The organism is Promicromonospora thailandica, assembly GCF_024171955.1.
Lineage (GTDB): Bacteria > Actinomycetota > Actinomycetes > Actinomycetales > Cellulomonadaceae > Promicromonospora > Promicromonospora thailandica.
Genome location: NZ_JAMTCS010000016.1, coordinates 103835 through 130657 on the forward strand (window position 1 = coordinate 103835; position 26823 = coordinate 130657).

Genomic DNA, 26823 nt, shown 5'->3' on the forward strand with positions numbered 1-26823 from the left:
GTGCCGGGTCGGTACGGCTAGCCGTAGACGTGCTCGCGGTGCCACCTGAGGTACTTCGTCGAGGGCGTGACCGTGGGCGGCGTCAGCACGATCTTCTGCCGCAGCCCTTCGCCCGTGAAGTACCGGGCGGTCGCGGGGACGTGGTCCGCGGCGGCCCGCAAGCGCGGTGACATGCTCACCGTCAGGTGGTCGCCCGCGGGGTCGAGCGTCATGAGTCCGGCGTCGAAGGCGGCGTCGTGCGTGGGGCAGGCCGCGATGCCGTTGGCGACGTCGATGCGCTCGCGGTCGTCGGAGTCCCGCCACGGCTTGATGTGCCCGGCACGCAGCAGCGTGGGCCGTTCGCCGTCGTCCAACGTGAAGCCGCAGAAGGCGCAGGCCGCGCCGTAGTTGCGCAGCACCTGGCTGGCGAAGGCGCTCTGGCCGATGCGCAGCATCTGCACGAATGCCCGCTCGGTGGTGCTGTCCGTCGTCGTGCCCTCGGGGACGAGGGCGGGCAGCTCCCGCTCGAGCACGGCCTGGAGGTCGTCCTCGCGCAGCTCGTCCTGGCCCAGCAGCACCATCGACCGCCGCTGTGCTCGATGCCCAGGAAGTCCGGCAGGCGGTCGGTGCCGATGCCGACGCTCCGGGCGCCGCCGAGGACGATGCGGTAGAGGTGGGCGAGCGTCTCGGGGGACGCCGAGAGCCGCTGTCCGAGCTCGATGTCCGTGGCTGCCCCACGGTCGCGGCCGGGCACCCCGGACAGGTTCTCGACCTTCGACGCGACGGCGTTCGGCTTGCGCCGGAACAGCCGGGCGAGCTCCGCGACCGGGTACGGGAACCTCCGGTCGCCGCCGCCCGCCCTGACGTTGGCGACGAGGCGGACGGTACCCGCCAGGAGCGTCTCGACAGGCAGGTGCTTGACCCGCTCGCGCCCCGACGTCAGGTCGGGACGGGTCAGGATCTCGAGCCACTGCCGCTCCGCCTCACCGAGGGTGAGGTCGAGGTAGGCGGACAGGCTCACGCGGCCAGCCTCCGTCAGGAGCGGGGACCCGTCAAGGCGTATTTTCCCTGGACCACGCTGCGTCACCCGTCGCACGATCGAACCCGTGCCCCCTGCCCCCATCCATCAGGACCCCCTCGCCTACCTCCTCGGCCTCGAGGGCGTCGCCCTCCTGCGGGCGTTCGCGGGGGAGCACGGCCAGGCCTTCACGCAGGCGCGCCTCGCAGAGGTCCGCAGCCTCCTCGACCGGGCGGACGAGATCGGCCCGGGTGTCGACGTCGACCCCATCTCGGTGCGTGACGGCTACGACGGCTGGTCCGCCACCTACGACGCCGAGGGCAACAGCTGCTTCCCACTGCGGGACGAGCTGCTGACCCCGCTGCTCGACCGCCTCCTGACGGGCCGGGTGCTCGACGCCGCGTGCGGCAGCGGCGCGGTGACGCGGCAGCTCGTGGACCGGGGGCACGACGTCGTCGGCGTGGACGGCTCCCCGGGCATGCTCGGACTGGCCCGCAGGGCGGTCCCGGAGGCCACGCTCCTGGAGGGCGACCTCGCGGCCCTGCCGCTGCCCGACGCCGATGTCGACCACGTGACCTGCACGCTGGCGCTGAGCCACGTGACCGACCTGCGGCCCTTCTTCGCCGAGGCGGCCCGCGTCATGCGTCCCGGCGGGCACCTGATCACGCTCGACGTACGCGGCTACTACCCTCGCTCGCCGCTCTTCCCGCTGGTCAAGCGGACGCCGGACGGCCGGGTCGGGTACATGCCCGGCGGCAGCCACGAGACGAGCGACTACCTGCGCGCGGCCCTGCCGCACGGGTTCGTGGTGCGGGCGTGCGAGGAGTTCTTCGCCTCGCCGTACGCCCCGCGCCCCGACGCGGAGCCCGCGCCGCTGACACCGGGCCCGCCGGACATCTGGGAGCTGGCGACCTGGGTGCCGGACGCGGCCGCCGCCGCTGACGCCGGCCGGTCCCAGGTGGTGGCCTGGGACTTCGAGCTGCGCCCCGACGTCTGAGGCGGCCGGGTCACACCCCGATCTGCACCCCGTCGACGTAGACCTCGACGTCGGTGCTCCGCTCGGGCCAGAAGCACACCAGACCGGCGACCCCGTGCGCCTCGCGCAGCGGCGCCTCGTACCCCCACACGGCGTCGTGCAGCGCGAGGTCGCCGACGCGGACGGACCAGTAGCGCGCGGTGCCCTTGTACGGGCAGTAGCTCACGGCGTCGGTGGGCGTGAGCAGGTCCATCCGCACGTCCGCACGGGGCAGGTAGTACCGCGCCGGCAGCCCGGTCTCGGTCAGCATCACCGGACGGCGCGACTCGGCCACCACCTCGCCGCGCACCACCACCCGCACGTGCCGGCTGGAGGCCAGCGTGTCCACCCGCACGTACGGGCTGCGGGCGTGGAAGTGGATCACCTCGTCCTCCTCGAACCAGGTGTCCATCGCGGACCAGGTCAGCGTGAACGCACCCCGCATGCCCTCCGTGGGCGCCTCGGGGTACCGCTGGGCGGCTCCGGGCAGCACGCGGTCGCCGAGCACGACGTCGTACACCTCGCTGCGCCCGAGCACGCGCGAGCGCTCCCCGAGCCCCGACCGGCGCAGCTCAGCCTTCAGGTCCCCGGCCCGGAAGAAGTACCGGGGCGCGTAGGAGTACTCCCACACCAGCAGCGGCACGGCGTCGGCGACCACCACGCCCTGGCTGAGGGCGCGGACCCGGGTCAGGCCGTGCTGCACGGTGCCGGCCGGGATCACGAACGGGTTGGTCACGATGTCGGGCACGGGGAAACCTCTCGTCGTCGGTCGCGCGGCGGCGTCCGCGCCGTCACGCGAGAGGCAACCTCGCAGGCCGCAGGGTTATTTCACCCGTCACGCAGGAACGTGTCGCCGGCGCGGTACACCGCTTCCTGCAGGTCGACGTCGTCGGCGACGGCCGGCAGCGGCGTCTCCCGGTCCCGCACGTGGTACTGCCCGGTCGCGCCGTCGAGCAGCGGGTCGGTGGCCAGGCGCAGGGCGGCGGCGGCGCCCTCGGCGGGGGTGAGCAGCGCCGCGCGGACGAGCCACCGGAACGGCCGCAGCCCGGCCGGGACCATGCCGTCCACCAGCTCCGTCGCGACGAGCCCCGGGTGGACGGCGTTGACCGTCACCCCGTCGGTACCCAGCCGCCGGGCGGCCGCACGGCCGGCCAGCACGGTGAGCAGCTTGGCGCGGGCGTACGCCTCGAACGGTACGAAGCCGTCCGCCGGGTTGACCCGCCGGAGGTCCGCGACGTCCTGCGCCGTCACCCGCGGCGGCCGTGCGGGGCCGGGGAACCGCACCTGACGCGCGTCGCGCACGCTGTCCGAGACGACGTCCACGACCCGCGCACTGCCGCGCCGCAACGGGGCGTCGAGCAGCCGTGTCATGCCGAAGGCGGCGAGGTGGTCCACGGCGACGTGGGCCTCCAGCCCGTCGACGGTGACACGGCGGTCCGCGTAGTGCGCGCCCGCGTTGTTCACCAGCACGTGCACCTCGGCGTGGCGGGCGGACACCGCCTCCGCGACGCGGTGCAGGCCCGCGAGCGAGGCGAGGTCGCCGGTCACCACCTCGATCGTGCCGGGTGCGCCCGCCCTCGCCGCCTCGGCCCGCACCGCGTCGATCCGCTCGGACCGGCGCGCGACGGCGACGACCAGCGCTCCCGCCCGGGCGAGCTCGGCGACGATCACGCGCCCCATGCCGCCCGAGGCGCCCGTGACCACGGCGGTCGTCCCGTCGAGGGCGGTCATCGCCGCACCCGCGGGTACCGGTGGACGAACCGCGGCCGCTCGGCCTCGTCGACGAGGAGCTCGGCGAGATCGGCCCGGGACACGGAGCTCCACAGGCGGACCGGCAGGTCGTCGCCGACGGTGTACCGGCCCCGGCCGGGCCGCCGTGAGAGGGCCGCCGGGCGCACGATCGTCCACCGCAGCCGTGAGGCCGCGACCCGCCGCTCCATGGCCTCCTTGTCCTTCATCTTCTCCGGTACGCCCGCCCAGACGGCGCGCGAGTACAGCGACCCGTCGCGGCTGTCGCCCGCGCCGTACGCGGACACGACGACCAGCCGGTCGACCCCACGTGCCTCCATCGCGGGGATCGTCGCGCGCATGGCGTCGGCGCACACGCTCTGCGGACGGCGGTCCGTGCCGCCCAGGGTGCTGATCACCGCGTCCACCCCGGTCAGGGCCCGCCCGAGCGGCGCAGCGTGACCCAGGTCGGGCCACACGGCCTCGCGCAGCGTGCCGGCCGGCGCGAACCCTCCCGCCCGGCGGACGACGGCGGTCACGGCGTGCCCGCGGGCCAGCGCGGACCGGACCACCAGCCGCCCGGTCTGTCCGGTGGCCCCGAGCACCAGCAGCCGCAGGGGCTGTGAGACATTCTGTTTCATAGTTGCCACGATGGCACCCCGTCCGCTGTGAGTCAATGTGTCTCACAGTGAGGCGAGGCGGCCTATGCTGGCGCCATGGACAGGTCCGATCCCCGGTACCTCCGGAGCCGCGCGTCGATCCTGGACGCCGCGCGCTCGCTGCTGCTGAGCGGCGGCCCGGGCGCGGTCACGCACGTGCAGGTGGCCACGCAGGCCGGCGTCGGGCGGGCGACCGTCTACCGCCACTGGCCGCGCGCGGAGGACCTGCTCGGCGACGTCATGGAGACCGTGCCGTTCCCGTTCTTCTCCGAGCCGCGCACGCCCACCCGGGAGTGGCTGCGCAGCACCGTCGCCGAGCTCGTCGACCAGCTCCAGCTCACCGAGGTGCGGGCCGTGGCCACCACGCTCGCGAGCGCCTCGGTGTGGGACGCGGCCATGGACCGACGCCGCGAGCGGTTCACCTCCGTGCTCCGGGACCGGGTCGCGAGCGCCCTGACCGAGGCGGCGGAGCGCGGCGAGGTCGAGCTGCGCGTCCCGGCGGACCAGGCTGCGGCCCTCGTCCTGGGCGCCGTGCACTACCGCGCGGTGCTGGAGCACGCGCGCGCGGACCCGGCCGTCGTCGACGCCGCCGTGGACGCCGTCGGGACCTGGTCCGCGTGAGGGCCCGGCGGGCCGGCTGTCCGTCCGACGCCGCGGGTGCGCGCTCCGCCGCCCTCGTCAGTCCTTGAAGGCGTCCTTCACGTTCTCGCCGGCCTTCTTGAGCGAGGCTTTGGTCTGGTCCGTCTCACCCTCCGCCTGCAGCTCCTCGTCGTCCGTGGCCCGGCCGGCGGTCTCCTTGAGCTTGCCCCCCGCGTCCTCGGCGGCGTTCTTGAACTTGTCGTCGATGCCCATGGTTCTCTCCGCTCGTCGCTCGGATGGTGCGTCTTCACCGTGACCCGAACGTGGCGCACTCGCCACCCGTCGCCGGGCCGCCTGAGCTACTCCCAGACGACGATCTCGAGATCGATCGTCGGGGCGGAGGCGTCCAGGTCGGGTACGTGAACCCGCGCGGTCCGGCCGGTGCTGGAGTCGAGACAGAGGAACTTGTCGAGGAGGCTCTCGGACTTCACGGAGTCCTCGATCTGCGTGCGCGCGGTGCAGTCGGCGAGGTCAGGCTCCTCGTCGAACACGGTGATGTTTTCGGCCTCGACCAGGCCCGAACCGAAACAGAGGTCACCGCTGAAGTCGTCGTTGGCGTCCCAGTCGGGCGCCTTGCTGTCCAGGTCGATGCAGGAGTAGTTGCTCAGGCGGATGGGTGCCTCCGTCTCCCGGGCGACTCCGGCCTCCGGCTCTGAGGAGTTCGCGACGGTGGAGGGCTCCGGAGCCTCGGTGAGCTGGTTCTCCAGCTCACGGTTGCGCTGCTCAAGCCGGCTCACCTTGTCCTCAAGAGCTTGCACGGTGTGCTGGAGGTCGGACGACCCGGGTTGGCCGGTGAGCCCGGGCGCCTCGAGGGCGCCGGAGAAGAGGCCGATCACCGCGGCCAGGACCGTACCGCTCGTGGCGATGAGCGCCACCACGATCGGTGTCTTCGAGTCGGAAGATCCCTCTGCCATGCCCCTGCCCCAGTCCCTCGTCGTGGAAGTCGCGGCACAGCGTAGTGGTTCACCCGCCCCCGCCGCTTGACCTGGCGTGATGCCCTCGGCCGGGGGTGCCCGTAGCCTGAAGGTCCGTCCAACGAGGAGGTCGTCGATGGCTGGTCTGTGGGGTCGCAAGTCCCGTGCCAAGAGTCTGAAGCGAGGCTTGTGGGGCAGCACCACGAAGGGACGGAGCAAGAACCTGGCCAAGGGGGTGTGGGGGAGCAGCAAGCGCAGCAAGAGCAGCAAGCGCGGTCTCTGGTGACCGGCGGGTCCCGCCGCTGAGATCTGGTGCCTTGTCGCCCAGATCTGGTGTCGGCGCCGAGATCTGGCAGCGCACAACGAGATCTCGGCGCAATCACCAGATCTCACGCGGGCACCACCAGATCTCGGCGCGGGCCGCGGGGCGGCCGGTCAGTCGCTGCTCAGCGTGCTGCCTCTGGCCTCCGCGCGTACTCCGCGAGCACCACCCCCGAGTCGAACGCCCGCGTGCCGGTGCGCTCCCAGCTCCGGGGTGCGTAGCCGCGCGGGCCGAACAGCGGGACGCCGCCCCCGAGCAGCACCGGGTTGATCTTCAGGGCGAGGCGGTCGATCTCGTCGGCGAGCGTCGCGGCCAGTGCGCCTCCGCCGCACAACCAGATGCTCTTGCCCTCCTCCTGCTTGAGGGCGCGCACGGTCTCCACGGGGTCGGCGTCCGTGAACCGCACCGCGTCGCTGCCCGACGGCGCCTCGTGCGTCCGCGTGAACACGACCTGCCGCAGGTGCTCGTACGGGCTGGCCAGATGGTGGTCCGGCAGGCCGACGGCGTACGTGTTCCAGCCCATGAGCACGGTGTCGAACGGGCCGTCGTCCACCTCGAGGCCGACCGCCTCGGCCAGCCGGGTGGGTGCCGTGCCGCGGTAGCGCGCCCAGACGGGGCCCATGTGATCGCCCTCGGCGAGGAAGGCGTCGAACTGGCCGTCCGGGCCGGCGATGAAACCGTCGAGGCTGACGGCGACGTAGTAGGTGAGCTCTCGCATCAGTCATCCAATCACTACAGGTGCAGTGGTTAGAAACTACAACACCTGTAGTGATCGGCGCTACCCTCGGTGCATGGCGAAGAACACCGCACGCCGCGGCGCCCTGGCCGACGCCGGCATCGCCGTGCTGGCCCGCGAGGGCGCCCGGGGCCTGACGCACCGCGCGATCGACGTCGAGGCCGGCGTGCCCACGGGCACGACGTCGAACTACTTCCGCAGCCGCGACGCCCTCGTCGCGGGACTCTTCGAGCGCATCGGCGAGCGCCTGGCCCCGTCCGAGGAGGACCTCGCGCTGCGGGCCGGGCAGCAGCCCGGCCGGGCGCTGTTCGCCGACTACCTGCGCGACATCGTGCGGCGCCTGAGCAGCGAGCCGGACGTGACCCGCGCCCTGTTCGAGCTGCGCCTGGACTCCGCGCGCCGGCCCGAGCTCACGGCGGTGCTCGCGCCGTGGCTGCGTGCGGAGTTCGACGCCGACGTCGCGTTCAACCGGTCGGCGGGGCTGCCGGGCGGACGCCTGGAGATCGCGCTGTTCCACTACGCGGTGGACGGGCTGCTGCTCGACCGGCTGACCACGCCGGTCGACCCGGACATCCCGGTCGACGACGTGATCGACGCGCTGGTGGCGGGTCTGCTGCCGCAGGAGTGACGCCCTTGCATCTCTCTGGTGGCGACTTCGGTGTGCTTCTGACCGACGTGAACCCATGAGGAGGCTCTGCGCCCGCCGGGGACCAGAGTCTTTCCACCGACCACCGATGAGTCCCGGCGCCACACCCGGTCGGACAGAGCACACCCACATCAGACGAGAGGACGCTCGATGCCCGAGCTCACCCCCGACAGCGCCCGCCGGGCGATCCTGGAGCACACGCGGCGGCTGGCCGGGTCGGCCGCCGCGGCCGGGCCGCAGGCTCCTGTGCCGACCGCGCCGGCCTGGACCGTCGCCGACCTCGTCGCCCACGTGGGCCAGACCCAGCACTGGACGGCCGAGATCATGGAGCGGCGCGTCACCGACTTCGCCGACCTGCCCACGCAGACGCCCGACGCCCCGGCCGACCCCGACCGATGGGCGCCGTGGCTCGAGGAGTCGGCGCAGCGGGTCGTGAGCGCCTTCGCCGACGACGCCCTCGCCGCGCCGGTGCTCAACGCCGCGGGAGACGACCGGCCGGGCGCGAGGTTCTGGCTCTTCAACGTGCTCAACGAGGCGGTCGTGCACGGGACGGACGGCGCCCGCGCGGCGGGGCGCGACGCCGCGGTGGAGCCCGACGTCGCGACCGCCCTGATCGGGCACCACCTGGCCATGCTGACCTCCCCGACCTGGTCGGTGGCGCGGCCCGAGTCGGCGGGAGCGATCCGTGGCACCGGTCAGACCCTGCAGTGGCAGTCCACCGACACGGCGGACGCCTGGTTCGTCGAGCGGCAGCGGGACGGCGCGACGTGGCGGCCCGGCACCGGACCCGCCGACGTGACGGTGACCGGCCCGGCCGCCGCCCTCCTGCTCACCCTGGTACGCCGGCTCCCGTTCGACGACGGCGGCACCGGCCTCCGCGTCGAGGGCGACGCCGCGCTGGTGCGGCACTGGCTCGACAACACCGCCCACGTCGCCGACTGACCGCTCAGCTCCAGGCGGTACCCAGTGCCGCCCACACCACGGGGGAGTGCGCCGGGTCGCCCGTGCGCTCCCACGCCTCGGCCTGCTCCCGCTGCCACGCCCCCAGCGCCGCCACGGGGTCGGCGGCCTCGTGCGCCGCGTCCACGGCCACGACGGCGCGCGCGAACGCCTCCGACCGCGTGCCGCTGCCCGTCAGCGCGTCCAGGCCCGCGTCCGTCGGCAGGGCCCAGCGGGCCGCCGTGACGTACTGCGCCCCGCGGGCCGTGAATGCCGCGACCAGGCCCGCCGGGTCCGCGTACGCGGTGTCGCCGCCCGACGCGCAGCCCACCAGCGCGACCCGCGACGGCGCCGCCCACCCGTCGAGCGCGACGTCGGCCGCCAGGAGAGGGCGGTGCACGCCGCTCACGAGCGGCGCACGCCCGCGCGCCTCCGGGCCGTCCGTGAGGTGCAGGCTCGTGCCCAGCGCGTACGTGCCGGCGCTCACGTGCCCCACGTAGAGGAAGCGGGCCGCGTCCGCGAGCAGCTCGCGCAGGCGCTCGCGGTCCAGGTGCGAGCGCACCGGGCCCTCGGCGGGCGTGCCCCGGAGCCGGTCGCCGAGGCCGGCCAGCATCGCCTCGACCAGCGGCTCGGACGTTCGCATGACCGGTTCGAGGCTCGCGACGGCACCCGGCACGACCGGGCTCACGGCGGCCACGACGGGCCCGCCCGGCCGGTGCGGCGCCGGCGTCCGGGTACGTGAGCCGCGCACGGACGCGGGCAGCAGCAGCGACACGTCGCAGCGGTGCACGAGGCGCTCGCCGTCGTCCACGCGCAGCGCCTCCCACGGCACGACGGCGAGCGCGGGCGACCCCTGCACGCGCAGGTGCGGGCGCCGGGCGCGGAAGTGCTCCAGCTCGGCCACCAGGGGCGCGGGGAACAGGGCGCCCGCGAGCGCCTCCGCCAGCCGCATCTCCTGGTCGACGTCGCCGAGCACGGCCCAGGAGCGGCGCAGCGCGTCGGGGACGGTCTCACCGTCGGCGGGTCGCGGGGCGGCGGCCCGGAGCGCGGCGAGCGCGGGGAGCGGCGGCTGGATCCCGGCGAGGCGGGGCCGGTCCAGGGCGTGCTCCCAGCGCCACGTGACCCAGAGCCCGCCGTCGGAGGTGTCGACGTACTTGACCTGCACGGTCGGCCGCCCGCCGGGCAGGTCGGCGATCTCGGCCAGATCGGGCGTGAGCAGGCTCACCACGCGTCCACCTCCTCGTCGGTCCGGGCCGTGATCCCGTAGCGTTCGGGCACCGCGTCGAGGGCCCAGCCGATCGGGGAGGCGGTGCCGGGCAGCGACCGTACCCGGGGCGGCACGGCGAGCAGGTCCCGGTCGTGGTCCGCGGCGGCGAGGGGTTCGGCGACGGCGCTCGCCGCGACGTGCTCCAGCAGGTCGAGGATCTCCTCCTCCCGGTGGGCGACGGTGAGCATCTGGAGCGCGGAGTCGACGATCCGGCCCGAGACCTCGCGGGCCCAGGTCTCGCGCAGCTCGCCGGCGGGCATGCCGAACCGGATCGCGTCGGCGGCCAGGGCGCACGGAACGGCGATGTCGATCGCCCGGTCGAGCACCCCGGGCGCCACGGCGAACGCCGACCCCGGTGTCTCGCCGAAGCGGTACACGGCGGCGTTCCAGGCCGCGACGGCGCGCCGCACGTCGACGCGCACGAGCTCGGCCGGGCCGGTCACCAGGGCGCGGGCCCGGTCGTGCGCCGCGAGGGCGTCGGCGCTGCGTCCGGCGTCGTCGAGCGCGAGGCCGAGCACGGTGTACGCCTCGGCCTCGCCGGCGGTGTCGCCGACGGCGCGGCACCGCTCCGCGGCCCGTTCCGCCTCGGCGACCGCTCCGGTCAGGTCGCCACGCAGCCGCATCGCCTCGGCGCGGACGGCGGCCACGGCGGCTGCCCGGCGCTCGTCGCCGACCTCCAGGAACTCCTGCTCGGCGTCGGCGAGGTGTCGCCCGGCGGCGTCGGCGTCGCCCTGCTCCAGCGCCAGGGACGCCGCGTGCCGGGCGCGCTCGGCCCGGCGCGTGGCGTCGAGCAGCTGGGTGGCGGCGATCGCCTCGGCGGCCTGGGCCTGCGGTCCGGCAGCCGCGCCGGCGAGGCGGCGCAGGAGCGCGAGCCGGTCGAGGCACAGGGACACGAGGCGCGGCTCGTGCTCGGCGGCGACGGCCAGGGCGGTGCGGGTCTCGCGCTCGGCGCCGTCGAGGTCACCGGCCTCCTGCAGGGCCGACCCGCGCCCCAGCCGCGCGTGCACCTGCCCCTCCCACCACATCGGGTGGCCGAGCGGGTCGGTGGTCGCGAGCGCGGCGTCGTAGTCCGCGAGTGCGGCCGCCCGGTCGCCGGCCACCAGGTGGAGGTCGGCGCGGGCCGTCAGCAGCAGCACGGTCTCGAACGCTACCCGCGGGTCGCGCAGCCGGGCGGCCCGCCGCACGGCCGTGAACCCGGCCGCGACGTGCTCGCGCGCCGCGGCGTGGTCGCCGCGGTCGGCGGCGGCCTGGGACAGCACGTGCCGCACGCGGGCGCGCAGGTACAGCGCGTCGGGGTGGGTGCCCAGGTACCACTTGCCGACCCGGGCGAGGATCGCCTCCGCGACGGGTGCGGCGGCCGCGTGGCCCCCGCGCTCGTACGCCTCGGCCATGACGCGGCCCAGCGTGTTCAGGTCGCGGCTCACGGCCCCACCTCCCGGGCGATCTCGACGAGCCGCCGGGCGTCCACGCCCGGCACGGCCGCGAACCCGGGTACCACCAGCCGGAACACCGGCCGGGACGTGAGCAGGGCCGGGGGCGCGGGCACCTCGCCCCACCAGGCGTCGCCCGCCCGGTGCAGCGGCACCGTCACGCCGTCGGCCACGGCGGTCAGGACGACGGGCTCCGGGTCACCGGCCACGGGTGCCGCGGGCACCGTGACCGCCACGGTCAGCGCGGCGCCGACCTGCCACGCGATCCGGCCCAGCGGGTCGGCGACGCCCTGCGGCACGGCTCCGGGGTCCACGCGGTCGTCGCCCGCCATCAGCACATCACCGGTGGCCGGCGTCCCGCCCGCCGCGAGCGCGAGGTCCTCCCGGCGCGGGGGCGCGTCCGGCGCCGTGCCCGCGAGCCCGTGGTCGTCGGCGACCTCCCGCACCCGCGCGGCCAGCGGGCCGACCGCCGCCTCCTCCAGCGGGCCCAGCCGGGCCTCGTGCGCCGCGAGCTCCCGCAGCGCACGCTCCACGGCCTCGTCGTCGTCGGTGATCCCGTCGAGCGCGGCCAGCGCCACGGCCCGGCGGGCGCACAGCACCCGGGGGTCGAGCGGGGCGACGTCCGCCACGCGCGAGGCGGGCCACCAGGCCGCGCGCCACGCGTCGAGGGCGACCCGCCGCATCGTGTCGCGCGGCGCGTCGAGCCAGCCCGCCGTCCGCGCGGCGTCCCACACGTCCTCGCCGCCCTCGCCCGTACCGAGGTCCCACCACAGCAGCGCGCCCGCACCCTCGAAGACGGCGGTGCGCCACGCGACGGGGCGGGTCACCGGGCACCGTCCTGGGCGAGCGCGGCCTTGACCCGGTCGCGCCGGTCGAGCACGACGGACCGCAGCACGCCGTCGAGCAGGTCCCACACGTCGGCGGCCGGCAGGTCCCGGCCGCGCAGCTCGCGTCCCTGCAGGCGCACCCAGAGCCGGCGCACGAACGCCGTGCGGGCGCCGTCGGCGGGCACGGAACCGTCCGGCAGCCGGAGCGCCTGCCGCACGAACGCCTCGCGCCGCCAGCGGCCCGCCAGCCGGCGGGCGGCGTCGGTGGCGCCGTCCAGGCGGGCCGCGACGGAGCCGGCAGTCATGACGGCGCGGCTCGCCTCGTCGGCGAGCTGCCACGGCCGGGCGCTGCGGCGCGCCTCCTCGTCCACGACCCGGCGCAGGCCCGCGGTCCCGGTGATCTCCAGGCCCGCGACCGCGCCGAAGAGCCGTTCGAGCACCGACCGGTCGAACGGCGGCGGCAGTGCGCTCTTCGACGCCGTCGTGCCGACCTCGGGCGGCGCGACGACGTCGTGCGCCGTCAGGCCCTCGTCCCGGGCGTGTCCCGGCGCCCGCAGCGCGGCACCGGCCGCCGACCCGTCGCCCGCCGCGACCAGGGCGGCGAGCTCGGCCTGCCCGCCGGTGGCGCAGGCGTCCAGCAGGGCGGCCACCCGCGCGGCGTCCGGGTGGCCGTGGGCGTCGGCCTCCGCCCACGCCGCCTCGATCTCGCGCCGCACCTCCTGCGCCACCGCCGGCAGGGTCAGGTAGGCGCGCAGGTCGGCCCCGGTGACGCGGTCGGCGTCGTGCACGTCGTCGACCTCCTTGCCCGCCACGTCCGCGGCGTCCGGCCCCGGGTGGCCGTGCCGGTGGGCCAGCTCGTAGGCGCGCTGGAAGTACAGGTCCTGCGGGTGTCCCGTGGTGATCCGCCGGGCGCGGCGCGCGCGCTTCATCAGCACGAACCAGGCGGCGGTGGCGACGAGGTCGGCGCGGGCCGCGAGCACCCGGTCGCGCAGCTCGCGGGCGGCGTCGTCGTCCAGCAGCGCGCGCCCGAGGTGCGGGTACCGCACGGGGCGCACGACGAGGGGGTCCACGATCAGCCGCGTGGTGCGCGCCAGGGGCAGCCCGGCCTCGTTGCTCAGGGGGGCGACGTCGTCGCCGAGCTCGCGCCAGGCCTCCGCGAGCACGCCCGCGCGTGCCCTGGTCTGCGCGATCACGTCCGCAACCCTACCGGCGTCCGCTCCCGCGGCACGGTGCGGGAACCTGTGACCGGGAGGGGTGCGGGCCGCCCTACGGTCTCCGCATGGCACAGCACCTGACCCCGAGCCGGACGGCGCTCACGATCGCGCGGATGCGCGACTTCGGTGCGCACCGCACCGCGTACCCCGTCAACCGGTCCCACGACCGGTCGCTGGGCATCATCTCGGTGCTGCTCGTGGCGGCACCGGTCCCGTTCGCCTGGACCGCGTACGCGTCCTCGCCGTGGGGCGGCGGGGGGAGCGTGGTCGGGATGATCCTTCCCGGGCTCGCGGCACTCGTGTTCCTCGTGGCGGCCGTGCTCATCGGCATCCCCGGCCTGCTGGGCCTGTTCAGCCACCCCTACGCGACCGTCCACCTCTTCGACCGCGGCGCCGTCGCGATCCGGGAGCGCGGCGGCAGCTGGTCGTGGCCGTACGAGAACGCGACGGTGCGGTACGTGCTGTGGCAGGAACCCTGGGAGGGCGAGCACCGGACCCGCCCGCAGGTCTGGATCACGTTCCGTGACGGCGAGGTCCTGTGCTTCGACGGGCTCTCCGCGGACGACCGCGCGGTGCTGCCCGCCCTGTCCGAGGCGCTCGGGGGGAGCAGGGAGCCCGAGGAGATCGGGGAGCTGCCCGCGCACAAGGCGCCTGCCCCGTTCTGAGCCGGCCGTCCTGAGCCAGCCGTCCTGAAGGAGGACCGACCGTGACCGAGCCGACCGCGCCCGAGCCGACCGACGAGTGGTACCCCCGGAGCGTCCGGGCCGAGGACCTGGGCCTGCCGCACGAGCCCCGGGTCAACCTGCGCGGTGTTCTGCTCACGCTCGGCGTGCTGGTGTCCGTGGGTCTGGTCGTCTTCGTGCTCCTCGGGCCGACCGGCGTGCTGCCGCGCGGCGACGTGTGGCCCCGCCCCGCGGTCGCCGTCGGCACCCTGGACGGGCACGACGTCGCGGTGCTCGCCTACGACCTGCCCGGCACCGACGCCGTGGTCGCCTACGACACGGTCACGGGGGAGCGGCTCTGGAAGCGGCCCGCCGAGTGGCAGGCACGGCCCCTGGCCGCGGGGACCGAGCACGCGATCGTCCGGGACGACCAGCAGCTGCGGATCCTCGACCTGCGCGACGGGTCGACGGTCGCCGAGGGCGCCGACGTCGCGGGCCTCGACCTGCCCCACGGCGAGCTGAACTGGTGGGAGGACGGGGACGCCGCTGACCCGCAGGAGGGAGTCGTCTACGTGTCGACGCACGACGGCTTCCCCGAGACGCGGCCCGACCTGGTGCGAGCCGTACCGTTCGACGGCACCGCCGCCGCACCGCTGACGCCAGGCCAGGCGGAGCGCTGGGGCTGCTACGTCGAGTCGGTCGACGCCGGGGCGCCGGCGGACGTCTCCGACCCGGCGGTCCTGGTGGACGACGCGACCGGCGTCGTCGTCCCGGACGTCTGCGCGCTCGAGTGGCCCCGGTCCGCGGACGGCGAGCTCGCCCCGGCCACCGGACTCGTCGCCACCGTGACGCCGGCGGACACCGGGCTGTCCCACCTGGTGCTCCGCGACGGGGACACCGAGGTGTACCGCCTCGACCAGGTCGATCACGTGGCCGTGGCACGCACCACGCCGTCGGGCGGCGCCGTGATCGTGGTGCAGGTGCGGGAGCCCGCGCTGTTCGGGCTCACGTCCCGCGCCCTCGGGGTCCTCGTGCTCGTCTCGCCCGAGGGCGTGGTGACGCAGACGCAGCTGTGAGCACCGGCGCGCGTCCCGTTCTGAACCGCCTCAGCGCCGGGTGCGGGCCATCCACTCCCAGATGCTCCGGCCGTGGTGGCGCGGGTCGTTGCGGGCCACGTAGATCCACGACCAGTGCCCCGGGTAGGTGTTGCCGTCCCGCGTCACGCCGTCGTACATGGTCATGATCGAGCCGTCGATGAGGCCGTGGGCGTGCAGCGTGTTGTCCTCGGGGTCGAGCGTGGTGTCGTCGGACGACGCCACGAGCCACGTGGGCGTCGTCATCGCGGCGAGCTCGGCGTCCGAGACGAAGTACGTGCCGGAGCCGTCCCGCGGGCCGATGCCGCAGCAGATCGGCGTGGACGTCGCGAACAGCCCGGGGTGCTCCGCGACCATCTTGAGCGACATGTACCCGCCGTTGGAGCAGCCGACCACGTGCACCCGGTCGGGGTCGATGCGGTGCGCCGCCGCGACCTCGCGGATCGCCTCCAGGACCAGCGGCGTGAACCCGTCGCCGTCCAGCATCCAGGCGGACGTCGCCTGCGGGGCCAGCACGTAGGCGCCGCCGAACAGCCGCTGCGCCTCGGGCGTGGCGAAGCCCAGCGCCCCGCGGTTGGCCCGCAGCGGCGTCTCGTTGTCGTAGTAGTCGTGGCCGCCGTCGAGCAGACCGCCCTCGCCGCCGCCGTGCAGCCAGACCACGAGCGCTGCGCCGCGCCGTCCGCCCCGCCGCGCGGGGGAGAACAGCCGGTAGTTCAGGCCTGAGGCCGTCACCTGCCGCGAGAACGCGTCGACCTCCGGGTCCGTCACCCGGCCCTCGCGGAACGCGTCGAGCACGACCGGCCCGCCCCGGCCCCGCAGGGGTCCGGTCTGCGTGATCGTGTGCTCGAGGTCGAGCACCACGTTGCGCCCGAACTGGCCCATGTACTGCAGGGTGTCCCCGCCGGGCACGCCCCACCCGTGCTCGAGCTCCAGGACGATCTCGCCGCGCCGCGTCCAGGACACGGCGGTGACCGTCCGGTCCTGCTCGTAGGCGACGTCGCCGCTGAGCGGGTTGGTCGCCCGCACGTGCACCGTGAACGTCGCGGTGCCGACCGACGACCGCTCCACCCGGTGCAGCGCCTGGCCGGACAGCACCACCGACGTCACCTGCTCGCCGCTGTCGAGCACCTCGGCCACCGGCGTCACCAGCACGGCGCCGGGACCGTGGCCCGCTGCGCTCGCCGTCGGCGCGCCCAGCAGGGCCGACGCGCCGACGGCGGCGCCCGAGGCGAGGAGGGAGCGGCGGGAGATCGGGGTGCTGCGCATGGCGGAACTCCTTCGTCCGGGGCCAGGACCGGCGCCACCGCCGGCCACGGGGGAGGCTATGACCGCACCCGGCGCACGTCAACGGGTCGGCGGGGGCCGCCGATGAGTTCTCGCGCGCCGGGGCGTCGGTCAGGTACTGCTCCGAGGAAAGGAACACCGTCATGGTCACCACGCTCCGCAGCTTCAGCGGCTTCTCGGTGGACGACGCCGCCACCGCCCTGCGCTTCTACCGGGACACGCTCGGGCTCCCCGCGCGGGAGAACGCCATGGGCGGCCTGGAGATCGACCTGACCGAGGGCTCCTCGGTGTTCGTCTACGCCAAGGGCGAGGCGCACCAGCCCGCGTCGTACACGGTCCTCAACCTCGTCGTGCCGGACATCGACGTCGCGGTCGGCGAGCTCGAGGCGGCGGGCGTGAGCCTGCTGCGGTACCCGGGGTTCGACCATGACGAGCGCGGCGTCGTGCGCAGCACCGACCCTGCTCAGGGGCCCACGATCGCCTGGTTCACCGACCCGGCGGGGAACGTCGTCGCGCTCATCGAGGACTGAGCGCCCCGCTCCGGGCGAGCGGGCGAAAACTCGTCGCGTGCCGTGGCCCCCACGGCGCCCGGGGAGCGCTACCGTACGGGTGCCGGCTCGCGGCAGACGTCGACGTCGATCCGAACGGAGCTCCAGTGGCACGTGGTACGACCAGCGCTCACCGCCGCACCCTCGCGGCGCTCGCCGCGACAGGCGTCGCCGCGACGGCCCTCGCCGGGTGCGGCGCCTCGCCCGGCGAGAACCTCGCCGCCGCGGCGGACGTCTCTCCCGAGGCGGTCACCGCGGCCCTGGAGGAGGGCGGTGACCTGCTGGTCTGGGCCTGGGAGCCGACGCTGGAGCAGGTCGTGACGAGCTTCGAGGCCGAGTACCCGAACGTGGACGTCGAGCTGGCGAACGTCGGCACGGGCAACGACCACTACGTGGTGCTGCAGAACGCGATCAGCGCGGGCTCGGGCGTGCCCGACGTGGCGCAGGTCGAGTACTACGCCCTGCCGCAGTTCTCCATCTCGGGGTCGCTGGCCGACCTCGCGCCGTTCGGCGCCTCGGGCCTGGACGGCACCTACTCGCCGGGCACCTGGAACGCGGTGACCGACGGCGACGCCGTGTACGGCCTGCCGATGGACTCCGGCCCCATGGCGCTGTTCTACAACGCGAAGACGTTCGAGGAGGCGGGGGCGAAGGTGCCCGCCACGTGGGACGAGTTCGTCGAGGCCGCGCGCGTGATCCACGCGCACGACAGCGAGACCCACATCCTGGCGGACAACGGCGACGCGGGCTTCGTCACGTCGATGATCTGGCAGGCCGGAGGCCACCCCTTCCGCGTGGACGGCACGAGCGTGACGGTGGACCTCGCCGACGAGGGCTCCACGCGCTTCGCCGCCATGTGGCAGCAGCTCGTCGACGAGCACCTCGTGGCCGACATCCCGCAGTGGTCGGACGAGTGGTTCCAGCGCCTGGGCGACGGGACGCTGGCCGCCCTGGTCACGGGCGCGTGGATGCCGGCCAACCTCGAGTCGGGTGCGGCCCCGGCCGCGGGCGACTGGCGCGTGGCCCCCATGCCGCAGTGGACCGCGGGCGTCAACGAGACCGCCGAGAACGGCGGCTCCTCCCTCGCCGTGACCGAGGCCAGCCGGAAGAAGGCGCTCGCGTACGGGTTCCTGCAGTACGCGAACGCCGGCCCCGGCGTGCAGGTGCGCCTCGACCACGGCAACTTCCCGGCGACGACGGCGGACCTCACCGACCCGGAGTTCCTCGCGGAGGAGCCCGAGTACTTCGGCGGGCAGAAGATCAACGAGGTGCTCTCGGCGTCGGCCACCGGCGTCGTCGAGGGCTGGCAGTACCTGCCCTACCAGGTCTACGCCAACAGCGTCTTCCCCGACACCGTGGGCCAGGCCTACACGCGGTCGACGTCGCTCGCGGACGGGCTGGTCGCCTGGGAGCAGGCGATGGTGACGTACGGCCGCAACCAGGGGTTCACGGTCGCCGAGTAGGAGGTGCCCGGGTCAGTCGTGCGTGGTGCTGGTGCCGCCGTCGCGGTGCGCGAGCGTGGCGAGCGCGTTCTTCCAGTGCCCCTCGGCCTCGGCCGCGTGCCGTTCGGTGTCGATGTTCTCCTGGGTCACGGTCACGCGCGTGCCGCCGTCGTCCGGCTCCAGGACGATCCGGATCTCGTGGTAGTTCTCCCGCACGTCGGCCAGGCCGCTCAGGGGCGAGAAGTGCGTGAAGTGCAGCAGCCGCGGCCGGTCGACGGCCAGCACCTCGCCCTTGTCCGCGAACACGCGCCCGAAGAAGTGCCCCTCGAACGTGACGGGGCTGCCCGGCCGGTAGTCCGTCTGGACGTTGGCGCCCAGCACCCAGCGCGCCCCCGGGTGGGTCAGCTCGGCCCAGACGCGGTCGGGCGGCTCGGCCACGTGCGTGGTCGCGGTGGCGGTGTGGCCAGGGGTGTCGGTGCTCATCGCTGCCCTCCGTCGTCGTCCTCGAACCGACCGTACCGTGCGCGCCGGGCCGGCGCCGTGGTGCCCTGGCGGGCTCAGCAGCGCGCCTGGTCGTGCCAGGTCATGGTGCTGCCCGCCAGGGCGGCGTCGGCCACGCGCGCCGCGAACGACGTGGTCAGCCCCGCCCGTGAGCTGTCGATCCACGCCTGCACGTGCTGGTGCCCGGCGGCCCGGTACTCCAGGGCCTGGAGCAGGCACTCGAGCTTGTCGGCGTCCTTGGCGCACCGTGCCTCCAGGGTCTGGCGCGCCTCGTACTCGGCCACGGCATTGGTGACCGTCCGCGCCGCGGCGTCCGGCAGGTGCGCCACCTGGTCGCGCGTGATCGCCTCGTTGCCCGCCGTCCGGGTGACGTAGGGCCGGGCCGTGTGCGGCAGGTCGGTGGTGCGGGTCTCCTGCGAGTCGTGCCACAGGCCCAGGTAGGCGGCGCGCGCCGGGTCGGCGCCCTCCTCGGCCGCGATCAGCGCGGCGAGCTGCGCCACGCGCAGGCTGTGCTCCGCCACCGACTCCGGGTCCCGCACGCCGGCCTGCCACCAGCCGGCGCGGCGCAGCCGCTTGAGCACACCCATCTCGTGGGCGAAGTCGGCGACGGCGGCGGCGGGATCAGTCATGGGCGAGACGCTACCGGGCATCAGCCCGCCGGGGGCTCGACGGCGAGCAGGCGGTCGTCGTCGGGCCCCGGGGTGCCGCGGCCGTCGGTGTTGTTGGTGAGGAACCACACCTCGCCGTCGGGCGCGGCGACCACGTCGCGGAGCCTGCCGAGCTCGCCCGCGTGGTGCTCGGTGGCGGAGCCGAGGTCGGCGACCGGCACGGACCGCAGCACGGTCCCGCGCAGGTTGGCCACGAAGATCGTCTCGCCGACGACGGCGATGCCGCTGGGGCTGGCCTCCGCCGGCGACCACTGCTGCACCGGGTCGGTGAAGCGGTCGTCGCCCGCGACACCCTCCACGTCCGGCCACCCGTAGTTGGCGCCCGGCGTGACGACGTTGAGCTCGTCCCACGTGTTCTGGCCGAACTCCGCGGCGTACATCGTGCCGTCGGCGCCCCAGGCGATGCCCTGCGGGTTGCGGTGCCCGTAGCTGTAGACGGGCGAGCCGGGGAACGGGTTGTCGTCCGGCACGTCGCCGTCCGGCGTCAGGCGCAGGATCTTGCCGGCGAGCGAGCCGCGGTCCTGGGCGGCGTCGGGGTCGCCCGCGTCGCCGGCCGTGGCGTACAGCATGCCGTCCGGCCCGAACGCGATCCGGCCGCCGTCGTGGTTGGCCGCGGCGGGTATCCCGTCGATGATCGTCTCGGCCGCGCCGAGGCCCAGCGACCCGGGCTCGCCGGTCACCTCGAACCGCTGGACCCGGTTGCCGTCCTGGCCCGTGGAGTAGGCGTAGAGCCGGTCCCGGTCGTCCACGGCGAGCCCCAGCAGACCCGACTCGCCGACGGCGCTGACGCCCTCGACGGTGCCGATCGCGCGCGTGCCGCCGTCGTCGAGCAGCTCGAGGATCTCGCCCGTGCCCCGCTGGCTGATCAGCGGCGTGCCCCCGAGGAAGGCGACCGACCAGGGCGCCTCCAGGCCGGTCGCGAGGACCCGGGGCGCGGACGCGTCGGCGGCGGCGCTCGCCGGTGCGGAGGGCTCCGGGTCCGGCCCGGCAGGCCCGGCCCCGCACCCGGCGAGCGTGACGGCGAGGACGGCGGCAGCGGCCGTGCCAGAACGGGGGATCATGCCCATGACGCTAATATGGCAGGATCTCGGACGGGCTGGGTACTGACACCCGCCCGGACCAGGCAGGGGGCGCAGCCACGATGACCGGACGCGAGGACCGCGGCGGGCGCGTGCGCGCGCTCCGGGGTGTCCTCGCCGCCCTGTCGGCGACCTTCGTCGCCCTGGCGTCCCACCTGGCGGCCGGCGGGCCGATGCCCGGCGTGCTCGGTGTCGTGGTTCCCCTGGCGCTCTCGCTGCCGCTCTGCGTCGCATGGGCCGGCCGGCGCCTGTCGCTGTTCGGGCTGTCCGCCTCGGTCGCTGCCAGCCAGCTGTTCTTCCACGTCCTGTTCCTGCTCGGCACGCCCGTGCGCGGGGCGGTGCCCGTCCCGTCGGGCCCGCACGCCCACCACGAGATGCCCGTCCCCGCCGCGCCGATGCCGGCCGGCATGGCCCACGCCGACACCACGATGTGGCTGTGGCACGGCCTCGCCGCGGCGGTCACCGTCGTCGTCCTGTACCGCGGCGAGCTGCTGCTGGTCCGCCTGCGCGAGCTCGCCGTGCGCACGGCCGCCTGGCTGCTGCGCGGCCGGGCCGTCGTCGACCGCCCCGCCCCGTTCGTCCGCCCCGCGCTGCCCGGCGTGGTCGCCGCCACCTTCCGGCCCCGCCCCCCGGGGCCGCAGCTCTCCCCGCTGCTCCGCAGGGGACCTCCCGCACGGCACGCGATCTGAGTCCGTGTCCCTGTGTGCCGACGTCGTCCCGCGACGTCGGAGGAGAGGTCCTGCCATGCCCCGAACCCGACCCGTCGTGGCCGGGCTGACGGTGGCCGTCGTCGCGCTGCTCGCGACGGCCGCACCCGCGTCCGCCCACGACAAGCTGGTCTCCAGCGACCCGGCGCCCGACCAGGCGCTCGACCAGGCACCCGAGACGGTGTCACTGACGTTCTCGGCCGACGTCCTGGACATGGGCGCCGCCGTCGTCGTGTCCGGGAGCGACGGCACCGACTGGGTGTCCGCCGCTCCCGCGATCGACGGGCCGACGGTCACCGCGGTGCTCGACGAGGGCATGCCGGAGGCGGCCTACGAGATCCGGTGGCGGGTGGTGTCCTCCGACGGGCACCCCATCACCGGGGTCGTGCCGTTCTCGGTGGGTGACGTCGGCGAGGTGGGTGAGGCCGGCGACCCGGTCGCCGTCCCGTCGGACCTCCCGGACGCACAGGAGAGCACGCAGACCCAGGTCGCGCAGGAGGACGGCACGCCCTGGCGCGCCGTCCTCGTCGGCGCGGGCGGAGCCGCCGTCGCGGTGGCCCTGCTCGTCGTCGTCCAGCTCATCCGCCGCCGCGGCACCGCGGACGGCACCGACTCTGCGTGAGAGGTACCCCTGTGCACACCCTTCAGAACATCCGCACCACCCGGCTCGCCGGGCTCCTCGCCGTCGCGACGCTGACCCTCGCGGGCTGCGGCGCCACGGCGGACGCCGCCCAGGACGACGCCGCGTCGCCGGCCGGTCAGGACGTGACCCTCGCCGACGGCTGGGTCAAGGCCGCCGACTCCGGCATGTCCGCCGCCTTCGGCGAGCTCACCAACGCGGGCTCCCGGGACGTCACCGTGGTCTCGGCGACCACCCCGGCGTCCACCGCGCTCGAGCTCCACGAGACCGTGGAGAACGAGACCGGGGAGATGGTCATGCGTGAGATCGACGGGGGCTTCGTGGTCCCCGCCGGCGACACGCTGACGCTCGAGCCCGGTGGCGACCACATCATGCTGATGGACCTCGTCGAACCCCTGGAGGCGGGCGACGAGGTCACCTTCACGCTCACCTTCTCCGACGACTCCACCTACGAGCTCACCGTGCCCGTCAAGGACTACTCGGGCGCCAACGAGAACTACGTGGGCGGGGACGAGGGCGACGGCGGCATGGAGATGCACGGCTGATGGCCCGCCCTGACCACGGTGCGCGCACCGCTCGGTCGGGGTCGACCCGGCGGCAGTTCCTCCTCGGAGGGGCTGTCGCCGGCGTCGGCGCCGCCGCGGCCGTCGGCGGCGACACCGCCCTGCGGGCCGCCGCGGGCGAGACGCCGCCCGAACCTCTGAACGGCGACCGGACCGTTCCCTTCCACGGGACCCACCAGGCCGGCGTGGCCACCGATGCCCAGGCCCACGGCCTGTTCGTCGCCCTCGACCTGCTGGACGGCACCGACCGCGCGGACCTGGTGCGCATGATGCGCATCCTGACCGACGACGCCGCCCGCCTCACCCAGGGGGAGCCGGCGCTCGCGGACTCCGAGCCCGAGCTGGCCGTGGCCCCGGCGCGGCTGACCGTGACCTTCGGGTTCGGCCCGGGGTTCGTGGAGCGGGCGCAGGGTCGCGGGCCCGACTGGCTGCGGCCCTTGCCCGCCTTCGGGATCGACCGGCTGGACCCGCAGTTCTGCGCCGGTGACCTGCTGCTCCAGATCGCCGCGGACGACCCGCTCACGGTGGCGCACGCCGCCCGGATGCTGCTCAAGGACACCCGCAGCTTCGCCGCGGTGCGCTGGAGCCAGCAGGGGTTCCGGCGGGCGCACGGCACCGAGCGGCCCGGCACCACCATGCGCAACCTGTTCGGCCAGGTGGACGGGACGTCGAACCCCGTGCCGGGGACGGCGGACTTCGACCGGGTCGTCTGGAGCGACGCCGGGTGGCTGTTCGGCGGCACCGGCATGGTCGTGCGCCGCATCGGTATGGACCTCGACACGTGGGACCGCCTGGACCGCGGCGGCCGGGAGCAGTCCGTGGGGCGGTACCTGGGCAACGGGGCGCCGCTCACGGGCCGGGAGGAGCACGACGAGCCGGACTTCGAGGCGACCACCGCCATCGGGTTTCCGGTCATCCCGGAGTTCTCCCACGTGCGCCGCGCCCGCGGGGAGCCGCACGAACGCATCTTCCGGCGGTCCTACAACTACGACGACCGTCCGGTGGGCGCGGCGATCTCCCGGTCCGGGCTGATCTTCGTGTCCTTCCAGGCGGACGTCGACCGGCAGTTCGTGCCGGTCCAGCGGCGCCTGGACCGGCTCGACCTGCTCAACGAGTGGACGATCCCGGTCGGCTCGGCGGTGTTCGCCGTGCCGCCGGGCTGCGCCGAGGGCGGGTTCGTGGGGGAGACCCTGCTCACCTGACGGCCGGGGCGCGCCGACCGTGCTCAGCAGGTCGGTGCGCTCCGGACGCGCGGCGTCCTAGGCTCGGCCCCATGACGGAGACGGTGGAGCGGCGGCTGACGCCGAAGGGCGAGGCGACGCGCAACCGCATCCTCGACGCGGCGATCGGCCTGATCGCGGCGCACGGGGTGGCCGGCACCAGCACCGAGCAGGTGCGCCAGGCGGCCGGGGTGAGCGGGTCGCAGCTCTACCACTACTTCACGACGAAGCAGGCGCTGATCAGGGCCGTCATCACGCGGCAGGCCGACGCCGGACCCGGCGCGCCCGCACCGGGCGCCCTCGACAGCCTCGACGCGCTCCAGGCCTGGGCCGACGCCGCGGTCGAGCGGCAGGAGGGGACCGGCGGGCGCTGCGACCTCAGCACCCTGGCCGCCGAGCTGAGCACCGGCGACGCGTCGTCGCGCGGCGAGATCAGCGCGGGGTACCTGCGCTGGCAGGGTGTGCTGCTCGAGGGCCTCGGCGCGATGCGGGACCGGGGCGTGCTGCGCCCCGACGCGGACCTCGACGAGCTCGCCCACGCGCTGCTCACGGCGCTGCAGGGCGGCTCGCTGCTGGCCCAGACCCTCGGCTCCGCCGAGCCGATGCGGGCGTCGATGCGCTCCGCGCTGGCGTACGTGCGGTCGTTCGCGGCGGAGCCCGGGGTCTGAGCCCGGGTTCGGGCCTGGGTTCGGGCCTGGGTTCGGGCCTGGGTTCGGGCCTGGGTTCGGGCCTGGTCAGCCGCCGGTGACGGCCCGCAGGGCCTTCGCGACGTCGTCGGGGTGCGTGAGGATCGTCTCGTGCGTGCCCGGCACCATCACCGGCTCGGCGCCGACTCGGGCGGCGAGCTCCGTGCCGGGCGCGGCGAGGGCCTGGTCCCGCTCGGCCAGCAGGTAGCTGAGCGGGACGCCGAGGCCGGTGAGGTCGACGTCGTCCAGGGCGTCGAGCATGTAGCCGCCGGGCTGCGGCACGAGCAGCCCGTGGACGAGCCGCTGGAGCGCCTCGGGCTCGCCCGGCATGAGGGACTCGCGGAACGCGGCGAGGTCCACACCGATCGTCCCGTCCGGTGAGGCCGCGATCGACGCGCGCAGGAACGCGCCGACGTCGGGGCCCATCGCGTCGGCCATCGACTCGCCCGCCCGCGGCACGAACGCGCTGACCATGGCGACGGCGCGCAGCCGCCCGCCCAGCCGACGCGCGGCGCCGGCGATCGGGATGCCGCCCCAGCTGTGGCCCACGAGCACCACGTCGGTCAGGTCGCGCCGTTCGACCTCGCCGACCAGGTGCTCGACGGCGTCCGCGAGCCGTAGACCTCGGGGATCGTCGCCGGCTGCGAGTCCCGGCATGGTCAGGGCGACGGCGCCGTGGCCGGCGCTCGCGACCCGCTGGGCCACGGGGTGCCAGGCCCAGCCGCCGTGCCAGGCGCCCGGCACGAACACGTACTGCATGGTGCTCCTTGCGTTGGATGGAGGAAACCTCTTCTCGCTGGAGTCGGACTCCAGCGAACGCGGGTTACGCTACACCGTGCCCACCACGTCATCGAAGCCCGCCGGCGGCGGCCGGCGCGCGGAGTACGCCGCCGCGACGCGGCGGGCCATCCACGACGCCGCCCGGAGCCTGTTCGTCACCAAGGGTTTCTTCGCCACCACGGTCGACGAGATCGCCGACGCCGCGCGCGTCGCGCCCGCCTCGGTGTACGCCGTCGCCGGTGGCAAACAAGGGCTGCTGGCCGCGATCATCGAGGCGCGGACCACGGCGTCCGACGTCGACGAGACCTTCGCCCGGATCGACGCCCAGGACGACGCCGACGAGCTGCTGCGGTTCATCACCCACGCCACGCGCGGCCGGTTCGAGGGTTCGCGGGACCTGATGCGGGTCGTCGTCGACACCGCCCCGCACGACGCCGGCGCCGCACAGGCTCTGCGCGTGGCGCACGCCAGCCTCCGCGAGGGGCTGCGCCGGACGGCGGAGCGGCTCGCCGGGCTGGGGGTGCTGCGCGACGGGCTCGACGTCGACGAGGCCACCGACATCCTCTGGTTCTACCTGTGCAACAGCGCGTACTTCACGCTGGTCGACGACAACGGCTGGTCGCTCGACAGGGCCGAGGCCTGGGCGTTCGATGCGCTGCGGGGGGCGCTGCTGCGCTAGGCGGGGTGTGGGTGTCGAGGTGGGCCTGGCTGGGTCCAGACGTTGCCGTCGGGGCGTCGGGGCGTCGGGGCGAGGGGGCGTCGCAGGGCCGGTGACCGCGCCAGGGCGACGTGTCGCGTCTGACGGGTGATCCGGCACCGCGTCCGAACTGTGCCGGTCATCGTGTGTCTGGTGGTCCCGTGTCTCGTCGCCTGCGTCGCCTGCGTCGCCTGCGTCGTCCGTGTCGTCCGTGTCGCCCGTGTCGTCGCGTGGTCGGGCGTCGCGTGTCCGCGCGCTCGCGCGGCCGCGCGGTCGCCCTGCGGGAGGTCGAGCTGTGCTGCGGGCGCACCCTCACCGACCTGGGTGGGCGCTTTCCTGGGCATCGAGAGGGCGCTTGGCTGCGGCTCCCGTCGAGGGGTCGGGCGGGCTGGCGCAGTGCGTTGCGACGTGTTCGGCAGGCGAGGCGGGGCAGGCGGAGGCCTCGGTTCTGCTGTGGGCTGATGTGGTCAATAGGCGCTCGGTTCGGCGTGCGGGTCGTACGTGTGTGCGATAGGTTGGTGGTATGACGCGATCGATCGAGGTGCCGGGACAGGCAGGCGGGGGGTCTGCTGGTGCTGTGCTGCGCCCGGTCGATGTGCGTGCGATGCGTGAAGCCCTGGCGGGGATGATCCTGCCGGGTACCACTGACACTGACGTCGAGGCTGCCCCGCCGGCTGATGTGCCGGCTGATGTGCCGGCTGATGTGCCGGCTGATGTGCCGGCTGATGTGCCGGCTGAGGTGCGGGCGGTGTGGGTGGATCTGTTGGGGGAGCTGGAGGCGGTCAAGAGCGCGGTGACCGCGGTGCAGGCGCGGTTGGTGGTGGTGTTGGAGGAGGCCACGGTCGCGCAGGAGGCGCGTGGGGGTGTGCCGCAGGCGCGTCGGGGTCGTGGTGTGCCGGGGCAGGTGGGTGCCGCGTTG

General features: G+C 75.0%; 30 protein-coding genes and 1 pseudogene. 15 read left to right on the top strand and 16 right to left on the bottom strand.

What is annotated here, in order from left to right; translation table 11 throughout:
• Positions 1-17: 17 nt before the first annotated feature.
• A complete protein-coding gene (locus tag APR03_RS23185) occupies positions 18-560 on the bottom strand; it encodes an HNH endonuclease (protein WP_253839617.1) in 543 nt (180 codons plus the stop codon).
• Between the two features lie 525 nt (positions 561-1085).
• Between APR03_RS23185 and APR03_RS23190 the strand changes: the two genes are divergently transcribed.
• Complete coding sequence (locus APR03_RS23190) at positions 1086-1994, top strand: class I SAM-dependent methyltransferase (RefSeq protein ID WP_253839619.1); 909 nt, start codon at positions 1086-1088, stop codon at positions 1992-1994.
• A 10-nt stretch (positions 1995-2004) separates the two neighbouring features.
• Here the strand turns inward: APR03_RS23190 and APR03_RS23195 are convergent, their stop codons facing one another.
• From APR03_RS23195 to APR03_RS23205, 3 genes are all read right to left on the bottom strand, one after another.
• Complete coding sequence (locus tag APR03_RS23195; RefSeq protein ID WP_253839621.1) at positions 2005-2760, bottom strand: DUF427 domain-containing protein; 756 nt, start codon at positions 2758-2760, stop codon at positions 2005-2007.
• 80 nt (positions 2761-2840) lie between these two features.
• Complete coding sequence (locus APR03_RS23200; protein ID WP_253839623.1) at positions 2841-3743, bottom strand: SDR family NAD(P)-dependent oxidoreductase; 903 nt, start codon at positions 3741-3743, stop codon at positions 2841-2843.
• Positions 3740-4381: an NAD(P)-dependent oxidoreductase gene (locus APR03_RS23205; RefSeq protein WP_253839625.1), complete on the bottom strand. Its 642-nt coding sequence runs from the start codon at positions 4379-4381 to the stop codon at positions 3740-3742. The genes APR03_RS23200 and APR03_RS23205 overlap by 4 nt, the downstream gene beginning before the upstream one ends.
• A 75-nt stretch (positions 4382-4456) precedes the next feature.
• Here APR03_RS23205 and APR03_RS23210 point away from each other — a divergent pair, with 75 nt between their 5' ends.
• The gene (locus APR03_RS23210) at positions 4457-5020 is read left to right on the top strand and encodes a TetR/AcrR family transcriptional regulator (RefSeq protein ID WP_253839627.1); all 564 of its coding nucleotides are present in this window, start codon (positions 4457-4459) and stop codon (positions 5018-5020) included.
• Between the two features lie 57 nt (positions 5021-5077).
• Here the strand turns inward: APR03_RS23210 and APR03_RS23215 are convergent, their stop codons facing one another.
• The 3 genes from APR03_RS23215 to APR03_RS23225 form a co-directional block, all read right to left on the bottom strand.
• The gene (locus APR03_RS23215; RefSeq protein ID WP_253839628.1) at positions 5078-5251 is read right to left on the bottom strand and encodes a CsbD family protein; all 174 of its coding nucleotides are present in this window, start codon (positions 5249-5251) and stop codon (positions 5078-5080) included.
• Positions 5252-5337: 86 nt separating this feature from the next.
• Positions 5338-5952: a bZIP transcription factor gene (locus tag APR03_RS23220; protein WP_253839629.1), complete on the bottom strand. Its 615-nt coding sequence runs from the start codon at positions 5950-5952 to the stop codon at positions 5338-5340.
• Between the two features lie 446 nt (positions 5953-6398).
• Complete coding sequence (locus tag APR03_RS23225; protein ID WP_253839630.1) at positions 6399-6992, bottom strand: dihydrofolate reductase family protein; 594 nt, start codon at positions 6990-6992, stop codon at positions 6399-6401.
• Between the two features lie 73 nt (positions 6993-7065).
• Between APR03_RS23225 and APR03_RS23230 the strand changes: the two genes are divergently transcribed.
• Together APR03_RS23230 and APR03_RS23235 are read left to right on the top strand one after the other, a co-directional pair.
• Positions 7066-7638 (top strand): TetR/AcrR family transcriptional regulator, encoded by a 573-nt coding sequence (locus APR03_RS23230; RefSeq protein ID WP_253839631.1) that lies wholly within the window; start codon positions 7066-7068, stop codon positions 7636-7638.
• Positions 7639-7806: 168 nt separating this feature from the next.
• Positions 7807-8598, top strand: coding sequence for a maleylpyruvate isomerase family mycothiol-dependent enzyme (locus APR03_RS23235; protein ID WP_253839632.1), 792 nt, complete (start codon positions 7807-7809; stop codon positions 8596-8598).
• Positions 8599-8602: 4 nt separating this feature from the next.
• Here APR03_RS23235 and APR03_RS23240 read toward each other — a convergent pair whose 3' ends face one another.
• From APR03_RS23240 to APR03_RS23255, 4 genes are read right to left on the bottom strand one after another with little or no spacing between them, the layout of a single operon-like run.
• A complete protein-coding gene (locus APR03_RS23240) occupies positions 8603-9823 on the bottom strand; it encodes a CHAT domain-containing protein (RefSeq protein WP_253839633.1) in 1221 nt (406 codons plus the stop codon).
• Positions 9817-11286, bottom strand: a complete 1470-nt coding sequence (locus APR03_RS23245) for a hypothetical protein (RefSeq protein ID WP_253839634.1) — start codon at positions 11284-11286, stop codon at positions 9817-9819. The genes APR03_RS23240 and APR03_RS23245 overlap by 7 nt, the downstream gene beginning before the upstream one ends.
• The gene (locus tag APR03_RS23250; RefSeq protein ID WP_253839635.1) at positions 11283-12119 is read right to left on the bottom strand and encodes a hypothetical protein; all 837 of its coding nucleotides are present in this window, start codon (positions 12117-12119) and stop codon (positions 11283-11285) included. The genes APR03_RS23245 and APR03_RS23250 overlap by 4 nt, the downstream gene beginning before the upstream one ends.
• Positions 12116-13312: a hypothetical protein gene (locus APR03_RS23255; protein ID WP_253839636.1), complete on the bottom strand. Its 1197-nt coding sequence runs from the start codon at positions 13310-13312 to the stop codon at positions 12116-12118. Before APR03_RS23255 ends, APR03_RS23250 begins: the two co-directional genes overlap by 4 nt.
• A gap of 86 nt (positions 13313-13398) precedes the next feature.
• Here APR03_RS23255 and APR03_RS23260 point away from each other — a divergent pair, with 86 nt between their 5' ends.
• A complete protein-coding gene (locus APR03_RS23260; RefSeq protein WP_253839637.1) occupies positions 13399-13998 on the top strand; it encodes a hypothetical protein in 600 nt (199 codons plus the stop codon).
• 41 nt (positions 13999-14039) lie between these two features.
• Positions 14040-15071, top strand: coding sequence for a PQQ-binding-like beta-propeller repeat protein (locus tag APR03_RS23265; protein WP_253839638.1), 1032 nt, complete (start codon positions 14040-14042; stop codon positions 15069-15071).
• A 30-nt stretch (positions 15072-15101) separates the two neighbouring features.
• Here the strand turns inward: APR03_RS23265 and APR03_RS23270 are convergent, their stop codons facing one another.
• Complete coding sequence (locus APR03_RS23270) at positions 15102-16355, bottom strand: prolyl oligopeptidase family serine peptidase (protein ID WP_253839639.1); 1254 nt, start codon at positions 16353-16355, stop codon at positions 15102-15104.
• Positions 16356-16516: 161 nt separating this feature from the next.
• On the opposite strand from APR03_RS23270, the gene APR03_RS23275 reads away from it, so the two are divergent.
• The gene (locus APR03_RS23275; protein WP_253839641.1) at positions 16517-16903 is read left to right on the top strand and encodes a VOC family protein; all 387 of its coding nucleotides are present in this window, start codon (positions 16517-16519) and stop codon (positions 16901-16903) included.
• Between the two features lie 125 nt (positions 16904-17028).
• Positions 17029-18384 (top strand): ABC transporter substrate-binding protein, encoded by a 1356-nt coding sequence (locus APR03_RS23280; RefSeq protein WP_253839642.1) that lies wholly within the window; start codon positions 17029-17031, stop codon positions 18382-18384.
• A 12-nt stretch (positions 18385-18396) separates the two neighbouring features.
• Here APR03_RS23280 and APR03_RS23285 read toward each other — a convergent pair whose 3' ends face one another.
• The 3 genes from APR03_RS23285 to APR03_RS23295 form a co-directional block, all read right to left on the bottom strand.
• A complete protein-coding gene (locus APR03_RS23285; RefSeq protein ID WP_253839643.1) occupies positions 18397-18846 on the bottom strand; it encodes an SRPBCC family protein in 450 nt (149 codons plus the stop codon).
• A gap of 74 nt (positions 18847-18920) precedes the next feature.
• The gene (locus APR03_RS23290; protein ID WP_253839644.1) at positions 18921-19493 is read right to left on the bottom strand and encodes an HD domain-containing protein; all 573 of its coding nucleotides are present in this window, start codon (positions 19491-19493) and stop codon (positions 18921-18923) included.
• 20 nt (positions 19494-19513) lie between these two features.
• Entirely contained in the window at positions 19514-20593 is a 1080-nt protein-coding gene (locus APR03_RS23295; protein WP_253839645.1) for a PQQ-dependent sugar dehydrogenase, read from the bottom strand.
• Between the two features lie 80 nt (positions 20594-20673).
• On the opposite strand from APR03_RS23295, the gene APR03_RS23300 reads away from it, so the two are divergent.
• The 5 genes from APR03_RS23300 to APR03_RS23320 all read left to right on the top strand — a co-directional run bounded on the left by APR03_RS23300 (position 20674) and on the right by APR03_RS23320 (position 24409).
• A complete protein-coding gene (locus tag APR03_RS23300) occupies positions 20674-21300 on the top strand; it encodes a hypothetical protein (protein WP_253839646.1) in 627 nt (208 codons plus the stop codon).
• Between the two features lie 55 nt (positions 21301-21355).
• Entirely contained in the window at positions 21356-21940 is a 585-nt protein-coding gene (locus APR03_RS23305; protein WP_253839647.1) for a copper resistance CopC family protein, read from the top strand.
• 11 nt (positions 21941-21951) lie between these two features.
• Positions 21952-22503: a copper chaperone PCu(A)C gene (locus APR03_RS23310; protein WP_253839649.1), complete on the top strand. Its 552-nt coding sequence runs from the start codon at positions 21952-21954 to the stop codon at positions 22501-22503.
• Positions 22503-23723 (top strand): Dyp-type peroxidase, encoded by a 1221-nt coding sequence (locus APR03_RS23315; protein ID WP_253839650.1) that lies wholly within the window; start codon positions 22503-22505, stop codon positions 23721-23723. The genes APR03_RS23310 and APR03_RS23315 overlap by 1 nt, the downstream gene beginning before the upstream one ends.
• Positions 23724-23794: 71 nt before the next feature.
• The gene (locus APR03_RS23320) at positions 23795-24409 is read left to right on the top strand and encodes a TetR/AcrR family transcriptional regulator (protein ID WP_253839651.1); all 615 of its coding nucleotides are present in this window, start codon (positions 23795-23797) and stop codon (positions 24407-24409) included.
• A gap of 66 nt (positions 24410-24475) precedes the next feature.
• Here APR03_RS23320 and APR03_RS23325 read toward each other — a convergent pair whose 3' ends face one another.
• A complete protein-coding gene (locus APR03_RS23325; RefSeq protein ID WP_253839652.1) occupies positions 24476-25186 on the bottom strand; it encodes an alpha/beta fold hydrolase in 711 nt (236 codons plus the stop codon).
• 76 nt (positions 25187-25262) lie between these two features.
• Between APR03_RS23325 and APR03_RS23330 the strand changes: the two genes are divergently transcribed.
• Both APR03_RS23330 and APR03_RS23335 read left to right on the top strand, forming a co-directional pair.
• A complete protein-coding gene (locus APR03_RS23330) occupies positions 25263-25886 on the top strand; it encodes a TetR/AcrR family transcriptional regulator (protein WP_253839653.1) in 624 nt (207 codons plus the stop codon).
• A 541-nt stretch (positions 25887-26427) separates the two neighbouring features.
• Positions 26428-26823 (top strand): annotated as a pseudogene (locus APR03_RS23335) (hypothetical protein); the annotation flags it as partial.